At 67.4% G+C, this 13,609-nt stretch carries 12 protein-coding genes and 1 rRNA gene; 6 read left to right on the top strand and 7 right to left on the bottom strand.

Annotation, left to right across the window (positions count from 1 at the left end; translation table 11 throughout):
* Nucleotides 1-4 precede the first annotated feature (4 nt).
* The 3 genes from preA to CFB89_RS29180 form a co-directional block, all read right to left on the bottom strand.
* Nucleotides 5-1,321, bottom strand: a complete 1,317-nt coding sequence (gene preA / locus CFB89_RS29190; protein WP_089470993.1) for an NAD-dependent dihydropyrimidine dehydrogenase subunit PreA — start codon at nucleotides 1,319-1,321, stop codon at nucleotides 5-7.
* Between the two features lie 57 nt (nucleotides 1,322-1,378).
* The gene (locus tag CFB89_RS29185) at nucleotides 1,379-2,716 is read right to left on the bottom strand and encodes an NAD(P)-dependent oxidoreductase (protein ID WP_089470992.1); all 1,338 of its coding nucleotides are present in this window, start codon (nucleotides 2,714-2,716) and stop codon (nucleotides 1,379-1,381) included.
* Nucleotides 2,717-2,845: 129 nt separating this feature from the next.
* Nucleotides 2,846-4,126 (bottom strand): Zn-dependent hydrolase, encoded by a 1,281-nt coding sequence (locus tag CFB89_RS29180; RefSeq protein WP_089470991.1) that lies wholly within the window; start codon nucleotides 4,124-4,126, stop codon nucleotides 2,846-2,848.
* A 321-nt stretch (nucleotides 4,127-4,447) separates the two neighbouring features.
* Here CFB89_RS29180 and CFB89_RS29175 point away from each other — a divergent pair, with 321 nt between their 5' ends.
* Nucleotides 4,448-5,140 (top strand): TetR/AcrR family transcriptional regulator, encoded by a 693-nt coding sequence (locus tag CFB89_RS29175; RefSeq protein WP_089470990.1) that lies wholly within the window; start codon nucleotides 4,448-4,450, stop codon nucleotides 5,138-5,140.
* Between the two features lie 127 nt (nucleotides 5,141-5,267).
* On the opposite strand, the gene CFB89_RS29170 is transcribed toward CFB89_RS29175, so the two are convergent.
* Genes CFB89_RS29170 through CFB89_RS29160 form a run of 3 tightly spaced genes read right to left on the bottom strand, consistent with a single transcriptional unit; the run spans nucleotide 5,268 to nucleotide 8,925 of the window.
* Complete coding sequence (locus CFB89_RS29170) at nucleotides 5,268-6,458, bottom strand: acetyl-CoA C-acyltransferase (protein ID WP_089470989.1); 1,191 nt, start codon at nucleotides 6,456-6,458, stop codon at nucleotides 5,268-5,270.
* An 18-nt stretch (nucleotides 6,459-6,476) separates the two neighbouring features.
* Nucleotides 6,477-7,244, bottom strand: coding sequence for a 3-hydroxyacyl-CoA dehydrogenase (locus CFB89_RS29165; protein WP_089470988.1), 768 nt, complete (start codon nucleotides 7,242-7,244; stop codon nucleotides 6,477-6,479).
* A gap of 13 nt (nucleotides 7,245-7,257) precedes the next feature.
* Nucleotides 7,258-8,925, bottom strand: a complete 1,668-nt coding sequence (locus CFB89_RS29160; RefSeq protein WP_089470987.1) for an acyl-CoA synthetase — start codon at nucleotides 8,923-8,925, stop codon at nucleotides 7,258-7,260.
* Between the two features lie 142 nt (nucleotides 8,926-9,067).
* On the opposite strand from CFB89_RS29160, the gene CFB89_RS29150 reads away from it, so the two are divergent.
* The 5 genes from CFB89_RS29150 (at nucleotide 9,068) to CFB89_RS29130 (ending at nucleotide 13,260) form a co-directional block, all read left to right on the top strand.
* The gene (locus tag CFB89_RS29150) at nucleotides 9,068-10,072 is read left to right on the top strand and encodes an AraC family transcriptional regulator (protein WP_089470986.1); all 1,005 of its coding nucleotides are present in this window, start codon (nucleotides 9,068-9,070) and stop codon (nucleotides 10,070-10,072) included.
* 119 nt (nucleotides 10,073-10,191) lie between these two features.
* The gene (locus CFB89_RS29145) at nucleotides 10,192-11,445 is read left to right on the top strand and encodes an SMI1/KNR4 family protein (protein ID WP_256979796.1); all 1,254 of its coding nucleotides are present in this window, start codon (nucleotides 10,192-10,194) and stop codon (nucleotides 11,443-11,445) included.
* A 189-nt stretch (nucleotides 11,446-11,634) separates the two neighbouring features.
* A complete protein-coding gene (locus CFB89_RS29140; protein WP_089471663.1) occupies nucleotides 11,635-12,234 on the top strand; it encodes a hypothetical protein in 600 nt (199 codons plus the stop codon).
* A 53-nt stretch (nucleotides 12,235-12,287) separates the two neighbouring features.
* Complete coding sequence (locus CFB89_RS29135) at nucleotides 12,288-12,659, top strand: nuclear transport factor 2 family protein (protein ID WP_089470984.1); 372 nt, start codon at nucleotides 12,288-12,290, stop codon at nucleotides 12,657-12,659.
* 136 nt (nucleotides 12,660-12,795) lie between these two features.
* Nucleotides 12,796-13,260, top strand: a complete 465-nt coding sequence (locus CFB89_RS29130) for a GNAT family N-acetyltransferase (protein WP_089470983.1) — start codon at nucleotides 12,796-12,798, stop codon at nucleotides 13,258-13,260.
* A gap of 227 nt (nucleotides 13,261-13,487) precedes the next feature.
* Here CFB89_RS29130 and rrf read toward each other — a convergent pair.
* Nucleotides 13,488-13,600 (bottom strand): 5S ribosomal RNA (rrf, locus tag CFB89_RS29125).
* Between the last annotated feature and the right edge of the window lie 9 nt (nucleotides 13,601-13,609).

Genomic DNA, 13,609 nt, shown 5'->3' with positions numbered 1-13,609 from the left:
CCGGTCAGGCCGCCTTCGCGTGCTTCTCGGGCGCGGCCGCCGGGCCGCCGCTCGCGCCGGCATCCGCGCTCGCCGGATTGTTCGGATGCGTGGTCCAGTTCGCGTAGTCGCCCGAATCGACGCGCTCCATCGTGATGCATTGCTCGACCGGACACACATGCATGCAAAGATTGCACCCGACACATTCCGAATCGACCACTTCGAAGTGCCGCACGCCGTCCTTCGTCGCCGTGATCGCCTGGTGCGACGTGTCCTCGCACGCGATATGGCACAGCCCGCACTGGATGCAGCGGTCCTGGTCGATGCGCGCCTTGATGTCGTATTTCAGGTTCAGGTATTTCCAGTCGGTCACGTTCGGCACCGCGCGGCCGCGAATGTCGTCGAGCGTCGCGTAGCCCTTCTCGTCCATCCAGTTCGACAGGCCGTCGGCGAGATCCGACACGATCCGGAATCCGTAATGCATCGCGGCGGTGCACACCTGCACGCTGCCGGCGCCGAGCACCATGAACTCGGCCGCGTCGCGCCACGACGAGATGCCGCCGATGCCCGAGATCGGCAGGTTCGGCGTTTCCGGATCGCGGGCGATCTCCGCGACCATGTTCAACGCGATCGGCTTGACCGCCGGGCCGCAATAGCCGCCGTGCGTGCCCTTGCCGTCGACGGTCGGCATCGGCGCCATCTGGTCGAGATCGACCGCGACGATCGAGTTGATCGTGTTGATCAGCGACACGCCGTCCGCGCCGCCCTTGTATGCGGCGCGCGAGCCCATCCGGATGTCGCTGATGTTCGGCGTGAGCTTCACGAGGCACGGCAGCCTCGTGCCTTCCTTCACCCAGCGCGTGACCATCTCGACGTATTCGGGCACCTGCCCGACCGCCGCGCCCATCCCGCGCTCGCTCATCCCGTGCGGGCAGCCGAAGTTGAGCTCGACCGCATCGGCGCCGGTATCCTCGACCAGCGGCAGGATCCATTTCCAGTCGCGCTCGTTGCACGGCACCATCAGCGACACGATCAGCGCGCGGTCCGGCCAGTCGCGCTTCACCTGCGCGATCTCTCTCAGGTTCACGTCGAGCGGACGGTCGGTGATCAGCTCGATGTTGTTCAGCCCCGCGATGCGCTGGCCGTTCCACTGCACCGCGCCGTAGCGCGAACTGACGTTGACGACGTGCGGATCGAGCCCGAGCGTCTTCCACACGACGCCGCCCCAGCCCGCCTCGAACGCGCGGTTGACGTTGTAGGCCTTGTCGGTGGGCGGCGCGGACGCGAGCCAGAAGGGGTTCGGCGAAGTGATGCCTGCGATGGTGCAGCGGAGATCGGCCATGTTCGGCTCCGTGAGAAGGGGTCGTGTTCGTCGGTGTGCGTGCGGTGCGTCGCGCGTTCAGGCCGCCTTCGCGTCACGCGCGGCGAGCGTCGCGTCGATCGACGCGGCCGCGCGCTTGCCGTCCTGCACGGCCTGCACCGTCAGGTCGATGCCGTCGGTTGCCGCGCAGTCGCCGCCGGCCCATACGTCCGGCAGCGCCGTGCGCCCGTCCGCATCCACCGCGATACGCGTGCGGTCCGCGGTCAGCAGCGCGGCTTCGATACCGTCCGGCACGAGCGTCTGGCCGATCGCCTTCAGCACCATGTCCGCATCGACGGTGAAACGCTCGCCCGACGCGGCCTCGAATTCGACGCCCGTCACCTGCCCGTCCGTGCCTGCGATGCGCACCGGCTTCGCGTGCGTGACGAGCGTGACGCCGCACTTCTGCGCGAATTCGCGCTCGGCCCACGTCGCGCTCATCGCGTCCACCCCGCGCCGGTACACCATCGTCACACGCTCGGCGCCGAGCTTGCGGCTCTGCACGGCCGCATCGATCGCCGTATTGCCGCCGCCGATCACGACAACGCGCCGCCCGACCGCCACCTTCTCCAGCCCGTCGGCCTGCCGCACCTGCTCGATGAAATCGACCGCGTTCATCACGCCGCCCAATTGCTCGCCGTCGATCGCGAGCGCACGCACGCCGCCGAGGCCCATCGCGAGGAATACCGCGTCATGCCGTTCGCGCAATGCGTCGAGCGTGACGTCGCGACCGAGCGCGATACCCGTTTCCAGCGTGATGCCCCCCACCGACAGCAGCCACTCGACTTCACGCTGCGCGAAATCGTCGACGGTCTTGTACGCGGCGATCCCGTATTCGTTGAGGCCGCCGGCCTTCGGCCGTGCATCGAACAGCGTGACGCGGTGCCCGGCGAGCGCGAGCCGGTGCGCACACGCGAGCCCGGCCGGCCCCGCGCCGACCACCGCCACATGGCGGCCCGTCTCGGGCGCGCGCCGGAACTGCACCGCGCCAGTCTCCATCGCCCAGTCGGTCGCGTGCCGCTGCAACGCGCCGATCGCGACCGGCTGCGCATCCTGATGGTTGCGCACGCATGCGCCTTCGCACAGGATCTCGGTCGGGCACACGCGGGCGCACATCCCGCCGATCGGATTCGCGGACAGGATGTCCATCGCCGCGCCTTTCAGGTTGCCGTTGCCGATCTTGCGGATGAAGCTCGGGATGTCGATCTGCGTCGGGCACGCGTGCACGCACGGCGCGTCGTAGCAGTAGTGGCAGCGGCTGGCCGCCGCCGCCGCGGCGGTCGAATCGAGCAGCGGCGCGATATCGGCGAATTCGCACGAGAGTTGCGTGGACGACAGGCGATGCGCGGCGATATCGCCGGTTGGCTGGGTGGTCATACGCATTCCTTCGACTGGGTGGAGACAAAGCCGTCCCCGCCGGCTGCGGATGCACAGTCGGGGCGGTCGTGCTTAGGATTGCTACGGTCGAACTATGCGCGGTCTACCGGCCGCGCTATACCCGATCCGTCATGAAGCCGGCTCGCACGCACGCGACAGCATCGCGTGCAGCAGCACGTTCGCGCCGGCCTCGATCCATGCGGGCGTCGCGTCCTCGATCTCGTTGTGACTGATGCCGTCGATACATGGCACGAACACCATCGACGTCGGCGCGACCTGCGCCAGATAGCACGCGTCGTGGCCGGCCCCCGACACGATGTCGCGATGCGAGTAGCCGAAGCGATCGGCCGCGTCGCGTACGGCTGCCACGCAGGCGGGGTCGAACGCGACCGGCTTGTAGTAGAAAATCTGCTCGAGTTCGGTGTCGAGCCCAATGTCGCCCGCGATGCGCGCAACGCCGTCGCGCAGCGCCGCGTCCATCTTCGCGAGCACGGCGTCGTCCGGATGGCGGAAATCGACGGTGAAGAACACGCGGCCCGGAATCACGTTGCGCGAGTTCGGGTGGACCTGCATCATGCCGACCGTCGCGCAGCCGAATGGCGCATGATCGAGGCCGATCCGGTTGACGAGATCGACCACGCGCGACGCGCCGAGCAATGCGTCGCGGCGGCGCGGCATCGGCGTCGGCCCCGCGTGCGCCTCCTGGCCGGTGAACGTGATCTCGTACCAGCGCTGCCCCTGCGCGTCGGTCACGACGCCGATCGTCTTGCATTCCGCTTCGAGAATGGGCCCCTGTTCGATATGCAGTTCGAACGCCGCGTGCAGCTTGCGCCCGCCGCACGGCACGTCGCCCGCGTAGCCGATGCGCGCGAGTTCCTCGCCGATCGTCTTGCCGTCGACGTCCTTGCGCGACAACCCGTAGTCGAGCGTGAATACGCCCGCGAACACGCCCGATGCGACCATCGCCGGCGCGAAGCGCGAACCCTCCTCGTTGGTCCAGATCACGACCTCGACCGGATGCTCGGTCTCGATGCCGTGATCGTTCAGACTGCGAATCACCTCGAGGCCGCCCAGCACGCCGTAGATGCCGTCGAAGCGCCCGCCGGTGGGCTGCGAATCCGCGTGCGAGCCCGTGACGACCGGCGCCGCGTCGGCCACGCGGCCCGCGCGGCGCATGAACACGTTGCCCATCGTATCGACCGTCACCGTGCAGCCCGCAGCCTTCGCCCAGCCGACGATCAGGTCGCGGCCGGCCTTGTCGAGATCGGTGAGGGCGAGACGGCACACGCCACCCTTCGGCGTCGCGCCGATTTTCGCGACTTCCATCAGGCTGTCCCACAACCGCCTGCCGTCGATCTTGATCGACGTGTCGAAAGCTGCCCGCTTCACTGTTTCCGATACCGCGTTCATTCGTATCGCTCCTGTGGGGTCGGTGATGTCGTCAGCCCGGTCTGTGCCGGTGCATGCGAGGCCTGTTTCGGGGCACGCCGCCCGGATGCGGTGCATGCTCGGTCGGGTGCGTGAAACGCGTCAAATCCTGTCCGATTGGACAGGTTTTAGACGATCAAAATGAGCAGCGCAACGTCTTTCTTGCGCGACGCACCGGAGCGAGAAACGTGCCATCGCAACGCAGCATCGCGGCGGCATGGCGGCATCCGGATGCGTGCGCGCGACGCGAATCAGCGGCTAGAATGAAGCCCAACGCGGCATGGCCGCCGCGCGAGGGTAACGATGAGACATGACGAGGCGACGATCGAAGCCACCGACCGGGATGAAACGGCGGCGCCTTTGCGGCGACGCAAGGCGCACATTCGCGAGTCCAACGAAGCGCATCTGCTCGCATGCGCGGAGGCCGTATTCGCCGAGCGCGGGCTCGCCGGCGCCAGCACCGCGATGATCGCGGAACGCGCGGGCCTGCCGAAGGCGAACGTGCACTACTACTTCCCGACCAAGCTCGCGCTGTACCGCCGCGTGCTCGAAGATCTGTTCGAGGACTGGCACCACGCGGCCGGCTCGTTCGAGGCCGGCGACGATCCGGTGGAGGCGATCGGCGGCTACGTGCGCGCGAAGATGGCGCTGTCGCAGCGGCGCCCGCTCGGCTCGAAGGTGTGGGCCAACGAGATCATCCACGGCGCGGAGCACATGCAGGACATCCTGTCGCAACGCGTGAAGCCGTGGTTCGACACCCGCGTGAAGGTGATCGAAGGCTGGATCGCGCGCGGGTTGCTCGCGCCGATCGATCCGCATGCGCTGATGTACCTGATCTGGGCGACCACGCAGCACTATGCGGATTTCGATGCGCAGATTCGCGCGCTGAGCGGCAAGCGCGCGTTCACGAAGAAGGCGTTCGACGAAAAAACCGAGCAGGTCGTGCAGCTCGTGATTCGTGCGTGCGGCGCGGTGTCGCCGAACGCGAAGCCGTAGCGCGACACGACGCTTCCATCGAATAAAAACGGGCGGCGCGTATCGCACGGGGGTCCCGTGCGATACGCGCCGCCCGTGATCCGTGACACCACGCTCGCGCGTGCGATGCGATGCGATGCACGACGTATTACGCGATGCGTTCGATCGCAATGGCCGTCGCTTCACCGCCGCCGATGCACAGCGATGCGATGCCGCGCGTCAGGCCATACGTTTCGAGCGCGGCCAGCAGCGTCACCATCACGCGCGCACCCGACGCGCCGATCGGATGCCCGAGCGCGCATGCGCCGCCGTGCACGTTCACCTTCTCGTGCGGCAGATCGAGGTCGCGCATCGCGGCCATCGGCACCACCGCGAACGCTTCGTTGATCTCGAACAGGTCGACGTCGCGCAGGTTCCAGCCGGTTTTCTCCGACAGCTTGCGCAGCGCGCCGATCGGCGCGGTCGCGAACAGGCCGGGCTTGTCCGCATGAGTCGAATGCCCGACGATCACGGCCTTCGGCGTGAGGCCGAGGCGCTCGGCTTCCGAGCGGCGCATCATCACGAGCGCGGCCGCGCCGTCCGAGATCGACGAGGCATTCGCGGCCGTCACCGTGCCGCCGTCGCGGAACGCCGGCTTCAGTGTCGGGATCTTGTCGAGTTTCGCCTTGCCCGGCTGCTCGTCGATCGACACGACGCTTTCCGTCTTGCCGGCCTTCACGGTCACCGGCGCGATCTCCGACACGAAACGCCCTTCCGCGATCGCGCGCTGCGCCCGCGTCAGCGACGCAATCGCGAACGCATCCTGCGCTTCGCGCGTGAACTGGTAGGCCTGCGCGCAATCCTCGGCGAAGGTGCCCATCAGGCGGCCTTTTTCATACGCGTCCTCGAGCCCGTCGAGGAACATGTGATCGAGCACCTGCCCGTGCCCCATGCGCATGCCCGCGCGCGCCTTCGGCAGCAGGTACGGCGCATTCGTCATGCTCTCCATCCCGCCTGCCACCGCCACGCCCGCCGAACCCGCCAGCAGCAGGTCGTGCGCGAACATCGCCGCCTTCATCCCGGAACCGCACATCTTGTTGACCGTGGTCGCACCCGCCGCGAGCGGCAGCCCGGCCTTCAGCGCGGCCTGGCGCGCCGGCGCCTGGCCCTGGCCGGCCGGCAGCACGCAGCCGAACACGATTTCGTCGATGCGTTCGGCCGGCACGTTCGCGCGCTCGAGCGCCGCGCGAATCGCCACCGCGCCGAGGTCGCTGGCGCTGGCTGCCGCCAGGTCGCCCTGAAAACCACCCATCGGCGTGCGCGCCGCGCCCACGATTACGATCGGATCCTGAGTCGTCATGATTCGCTTCCTCCAGTGTCAGCGCGGTGCCATGCGCAACGCGCCATCGAGACGGATGACTTCGCCGTTCAGCATCGTGTTCTCGGCGATGTGGCGCACCAGCGCCGCAAATTCTTCCGGGCGGCCGAGCCGCGGCGGAAACGGCACGCTCTTGCCGAGCGCGTCCTGCACGTCCTGCGGCATGCCGGCCATCATCGGCGTCGCGAAAATGCCGGGCGCGACCGTCACGACGCGAATGCCGAAGCGCGCGAGCTCGCGTGCGATCGGCAGCGTCATGCCCACCACGCCGCTCTTCGACGCCGCATACGCGGCCTGTCCGATCTGCCCGTCGAACGCCGCCACCGACGCGGTGTTGACGATCACGCCGCGCTCGCCTTCCGCGTCGGCGTCCTGCTTCGACATCGCTTCGGCGGCCAGCCGGATCATGTTGAACGTGCCGACGAGGTTGATCGACACCGCCCGCGCGAAGCGGTCGAGCGAATGCGGGCCGTCGCGGCCGACGACCTTCTCGCCCGGTGCGACGCCCGCGCAGTTGACGAGCGCATCGACGCGGCCGAACGTGTCGCGCGCGGCCGCGACGGCCGCCTGGCCGTCGGCTTCGCTTGTCACGTCGGTCTTCACGAAGCGCGCGGCCGCACCGAGCTCGTTGGCGAGACCCGCGCCCGCCTCGTCGTTGACGTCCAGCAGCACGGCCTTGCCGCCTTGCGCGACGACCATGCGCGCCACCGCGGCGCCGAGGCCGGAACCGGCGCCCGTAATTAGAAAAACGCGATCCTTGATATTCATTCGCAGTCCGTATTCATGGTTGAGCGACCTTCTCGGCTTCCATCTTGCGCAACACGAAGCGCTGGATCTTGCCGCTCGGGGTTTTCGGCAGCGCGTCGACGAAGTCGATCGCGCGCGGATAGGCGTGAGCGGACAGCCGCCGCTTCACGTGCAGACTCAATTCCTCGACCAGATCGCGCGTGCCGTCGAACCCTTTCGACAGGACGACGAACGCCTTCACGATTTCCGTGCGTTCCGGGTCGGGCACGCCGATCACGGCGGCCTCGCTGACGGCCGGATGCTCGATCAGCGCGCTCTCCACGTCGAAGGGGCCGATCCGGTAACCGGACGACGTGATCACGTCGTCCGCGCGGCCGATGAAGCTCACGGCGCCGTCCGGCTCCAGCTCGACGTTGTCGCCGGTCCGGTAGTAGCCGCCCGCGATCGCCGGCGTGTCCTGCTGCCAGTAGCCGCGGAACCACAGCAGCGGCGAGCGCGCGATGTCGATCGCGAGGTTGCCGGGCTCGCCGGGGCCGAGCTCGCGGCCCGCTTCGTCGAGCACCGCGACCCGGTAGCCGGGCATCGCGAAGCCGGCCGAGCCGACGTGCACCACGTGCGCGAGGCCGTGATGGTTGTTCACCACCATCCCGAGTTCGGTCTGGCCGTAGTGATCGTGGATCGGCGCGCCGAGCGCCGCGTCGAACCAGCGCACGACTTCCGGGTTCAGCGGTTCGCCCGCGCTGCTCACCACCCGCAGCTTGCCCTTCACGCGCGCGGCCACCTCGGGGCCGGCCGCCATCAGCATCCGGAACGCGGTCGGCGAACCGGCGAGGCTCGTGATGCCGAGCCGCTCGATCACGTCGTACGTGCTGTCGACCGTGAAGCCGCCCTCGTAGAGCGTCGTCGCATGGCCGAGCAGGAGCGGGCCCGTGATCGCGTAATAGAGGCCGTACGCCCAGCCCGGGTCGGCGATGTTCCAGAACCGGTCGCCCGCGCGCAGATCGACTGCTTCGCGCATGTACGCACCGAACGCGAGCAACGCGTACAGCGGCACCGGCACACCCTTCGGCAAGCCCGTCGTGCCGGACGTCGACATCATCATGAACAGATCCGACCCCTTGCGCAGCACGGGCTCGAACGTATCGGGCTGCGCATCGAGCGCCGCGCGGAAATCGATGTCGTGCGCCGACAGCGTCTCGCCTGCTTCGCGCACCGTGGCCACCGGCGGGCAATCGGCAATTTCGTCGAGCTTCGCGCGATTCGCGACGTTGGTCACGACGAGCCGCGCGTCGCTCATGCGCAACCGGTGCTCGATCGCCTTCGGGCCGAATGCGGTGAACAACGGCTGATACACGGCGCCCGCGCGCCACGTGCCGAGGATCGTCGCGACGAGTTCCGGCGTGCGCGGCAGCAGCCCGGCCACCACGTCGCCCGGCTTCACGCCCTGCGCGACGAGCAGGTTCGCGACCCGGGCCGACAACGCCTGCATCTGCGCGAACGTGAAGCGGCGGTGCTGCCCGCCGGCGTCGATCCAGTCGAGTGCGATCGCGTCCGACTTCGCGTGCCGGTCGCAGCATTCGACGCACGCGTTCAAGCCGCGCTCCAGGTCGCCGCTCAGTTGCGCGGCGGCGGTCTCGATACTGAATCGGGCCACGGTGTCGGCATAAGCCGGCACCGGCCGGGCGGTAGCTCCTTCAGGCATGCGTGTCTCCTGTTCGTTATGGCCGCCGTCGAGCCGGGGCGCGACGGGGATACATCGATAGTAGACAGCCCATACATTGCAATCAATGACAAACGGAATCTAGAATCATGATCGCTTTTGCCATGTCGGAGGACGCAGGAAAATGGGGCCGCAGATGATTTCGCCGGATTTCGTCGACGATGCGCTCGCGTGCCTGCGCCGGCACGACCTGCCGACGGCGCCCGTGCTGCGCACCGCCGGGCTGCCGGCCGTCGTGCACGAGCCCGTCACGCCGCAGCAGTACGGCCGCCTGTGGCTCGCGATCGCGGGCACCCTGGACGACGAATTCTTCGGGCTCGCCGCGCGCCCGATGCGCCGCGGCAGCTTCACGCTGCTGTGCCACGCGGTGCTGCATGCCGGCACGCTCGACAAGGCGCTGCGGCGCGCGCTGCAGTTCCTCCGGGTCGTGCTCGACGAGCCGCACGGCGAACTCGTCGTGGCCGACGGACACGCGCAGATCGTGCTGGCGCAATCGGGCACGCCGTACCCGGCGTTCGCGTACCGGACGTTCTGGCTGATCCTGCTCGGCGTCGCGTGCTGGCTGATCGGCCGGCGTATCCCGCTGCAACGCATCGATTTCGCGTGCCCGAGCCCCGGCCAGCGCAGCGACTATCACCAGTTCTTCGGCGTCCCCGTGCATTTCGACCGGCCCGACAGCCGGCTCGCATTCAACGCAGCCTATCTCGCGCTGCCGACGATCCGTTCGGAGCAGGCGCTGAAGACTTTCCTGCGCGGCGCACCCGGCAATCTCCTTGTGCGCTATCGGCACGACACGGGCTGGGTCGCGAAGACGCGCGCATATCTGAAGGCGCGGCCGGCCGCCGAGTGGCCCGACTTCGACGCGCTGGCCGCGCGCCTCGACACGACGCCCGCGACGCTGCGGCGGCGTTTGCGCAGCGAAGGGCAAAGCTTCGCGGCGATCAAGGACGAGTTGCGCGGTGCGCTGGCTCAGTCGCTGCTGCGCGGTCGCGCGCTCAGCGTCGCGGAAATCGCGGCCGAGCTCGGCTTCACCGAGCCGAGCGCGTTTCATCGCGCGTTCCGGAAATGGACGGGCACGAGCCCGGGGGCATTTCGGCGCGACGTGCATGCAGCGAACGCGGAGTCTTGAATGGTGTGCGGATACGCCACGTCTGGTCACGCGCGGCTGATACGATGCGGACATCCGGCTGCCGCCTGCCGTTCCTGATCCGCGGCAAACACCGATCAACCCTTACCGCTCCCGCTCCGATGCAAACATCCGTCTTTTCCGACACCGAACTGGCCGATCTGCGCGCACACGGTATCGTGCTGTTTGCCGGCCGCGTGATATTCGACGCACAGCCGCCGATGGCGACCGACCAAATCGCGGCCGTGCAGGCCTGCTGCCACGGCGACATTCCGCTCCCGTTGCTCGAGCTGTGGCGCGTCACGGCCGGCGGCAGCCTCGACTACGACCTGACGCTGGAGATGAACGGCAATGTCGAAGCCATCAGCTGGAGCGAGCTGTTCTACAACGGCAGCAACGGTTATCGCGACCTGCAGGGCTGGATCGACCACGAGCTCGAACTGGCCGAAGAAGCCGCGCAAGAGAACGCGCGCACGTGGAACGGCAAAATCGATGCGCTGCCGTTCGGCGGCTTCGAATATTGCGACCGCATCTACGTCGTGACGGAGCCCGGCGCGGCCGACTATGGCCATGTGCTTGCATGGAAACAGGGGTTGCCGCCCGCGTGGCGCGGCGCGATGCACGAGGACGGTCTCGCGACGATCGCCCCCGATCTGTACGCGGCATTCGGCGCGCTGCAGCTTCATGTCGATCCGCTGGAGCCCGGCGTCGAACCGGGCACCGGTGTCACGCTGCTCGAATACGTCGATGAACGCCGCGACGATCATGGCCTGTCGCCATCGTTGGCCGACAAGCTGATCGCATTCTATCGACAAGCTGTGATCGACTGGCGCACGCCGCTCGCCGACGGCACCCTCGGCGCGCAGCCGGTGCTCGCACGTCACGCATTACGCCATGCGATCGAGCAAGACGATGCGGCACTGATCTCGCGGCTGGCGCCGCTCGTCGCCGATCTCGGCGTGGCGCTCGCCGGCAGTTCGATCCCGACGGATTATGCGCTGCGGCGCCGGAAGTTTTCCGCCGCCGCCGCGTTGCTCGCATCGGGCGCACCGGTCGTGTCCGATGCGCTGGCATCCGTGTCCGGCGCCGTACCGCTCGAGCTCATGCGCATGCTGCTTGACGCCGGCGTCCAGCCGGATGCCGACGCAATGGCGCGTTGCGTCGCGGACGGCGGCACCGATAGCGCACGGCTGATCGGCGCAGCGCTGTCGGCCCGTGGCGTCGACGCGGCAGCAGCCTACCGCACCGCGAGCGAGAAACTGCTGGATCAGTTGAAGGCCGACATCCACAAGGTTCGCGCCGGCAAGCTCAGCCACTATCTCGGGCTCGACGGGCTCGAAGCGCACGCCGGGCGTCTGCGGACGTTCTGTTACTGACGTCACGCAGGCGCCGACGCGCCGTGGGTTTTCCTGCAGTATCGCGGTCCGGACGCCGTTTGTTTGGATCGGGTCTCTTCCGCGTTCCGGTGCGAATCTGCATGGTACCGAACGCACCGCCGCGCGTGACGTTGCGCCCCGTTCCGTCAGACCACATACTGGTCGGCCAGCCTGAGCGAGGTGGCGTCGATGGTGAATGTCGATGGGAGCGCCGCTTCGATCTTCGGCGCAATCGGGACGGCCGTGTCGTTGCTGGCGGCGATCCCTTACGCGCTCGCGATCTACCGGCGCACCGTTCGCCCGCATCTGTTCACGTGGCTCGTGTGGTCGGTCGTCACCGCGATCGCGGCCGCCGGCCAGTTCGCCGCGGGCGCGGGGCCGTCCGCGTGGTGCACGGCGGCGATTGCGGTCACGTGCTTTCTGACGCTGATCGCCAGCCTGTTTCGCGGCGAGCGCGGCTGGACGGACCTCGACTGGCTGTTCCTGTGCGCGGCACTGTCGGCCATTCCGCTGTGGATGCTGACCGACGATCCGACGGTGTCGATCTGCCTGGTTACGCTGATCGAGCTTGCCGGCCTCGGCCCGACCGTGCGCAAGACGATCCGCGATCCGTGGAGCGAGAGCCTCGCGTATTTCGCGCTGTGCGTGCTCAAGTACGCGCTGGCGTTGCTGGCGCTGAGCACGTGGAGTATCGCGGTCGCGTTCTATCCGGCCGTCAACCTCATCGCGTCGATCGGCATCTGCCTGATGATGCTGGTCCGGCGTCAGTCGTTGCCGAATGCGCGGTAGGCTGCGTTTGTCGCCGCCTGCCACCTCCCCTCCGAAATGATGCGAGGTCTGACATGAATGCAATCCGTACCGTCATCGAACCCTGCGAAACCGCACTTCGCGCAGCGATGCTCGCCAACGACGTCGAAGCGCTCGACGCGCTGCTGGACGACGATCTGGTGTTCACAATTCCGACCGGCCAGATCGTCTCGAAAGAGGACGACCTGGCCGCGCATCGCGCGAAGCTTTTGCGTCTCGACGCGCTCGACGTCCACGAAATGCGTGCATCCGCGATCGACGAAATGATCCTCACCACGACGCAAGCGACCCTAGCGGGCCATTTCGATGGCACGGCCTTCACCGGTACGTTTGCCTATACGCGGCTCTGGCGTCGCTCGGGCGCCCACTGGCGCGTCGTCGCCGGACATGCATCGCAGGTCGTGTAGCTGCGCCGCGTGTGCGGTTGAATCGCGTCAGGCAATGCTGCGGCGAACGGGCCGGCTGTCGATCGGCGGCGAGACCGGGCGACGCGGGTGATGCACTGACGAAAACACCGAGACGGGGGCCCTGATGAGCGCCAAAATGGACAAGCGATTTACCGTGCGCGCCGCGCGTGTCGTGGATGCGGACGAACTCAGTCGACTGGCGCGCCTTTCGAAGGCGCACTGGGGCTATCCGAAGGAATGGCTCGAGCTGTGGCAAAGCGATCTCACGATTTTGCCGGAAACGATCGAAGGGGCGATCGGTTACGTCGCGGAATCGGCCGAGTCGATCATCGGATTCTGGGTCCGAGCATCAGTGGATTCGGATCGACCGACGCCCGGATGGCTGTTCGTTCATCCCGATCACATGGGCCGGGGTATCGCCCGTGCGCTGTGGGAAGCAGTTCGGACTGAGGCCGCTGCGAGAGGCATCAAAAGCTTTGTGATCGAAGCGGATCCGAATGCTGCGCCGTTCTATCTGACGCTCGGAGCTGAAAAGGTCGGCGAGAAGGAATCGAGCGTTGTGCCGGGCAGGTTTTTTCCGATCTTGCGGATCACGGTCTGATGGGTGGTGAAAGCAGCAAGATGGCCCGCGGTGCGTATGGCCTGGGAGATTGAGCTGTCGGCGGTTACAAGTGAGGTTACGGCGGAGAAATGCCTGGGTTCGAGCAGCCCAGCAGGAGCGGCCTGATAGCGCTTGTTACGCCTTGCCTCGCATGCCATCCGACATGTTTTTCGACGCTGAAATGCAAAAACCCCCGCCTTGTCGGGCGGGGGTTTTTGGCTAAGGGAGCCTGACGATTACCTACTTTCACACGGGAATCCGCACTATCATCGGCGTAGAGTCGTTTCACGGTCCTGTTCGGGATGGGAAGGGGTGGGACCGACTCGCTATGGTCATCAGGCAAAGGGGG

Source organism: Burkholderia sp. AU16741 (genome assembly GCF_002223345.1).
Taxonomy (GTDB): Bacteria; Pseudomonadota; Gammaproteobacteria; order Burkholderiales; family Burkholderiaceae; genus Burkholderia; species Burkholderia sola.
This window is presented reverse-complemented; position numbering and strand designations above follow the sequence as displayed.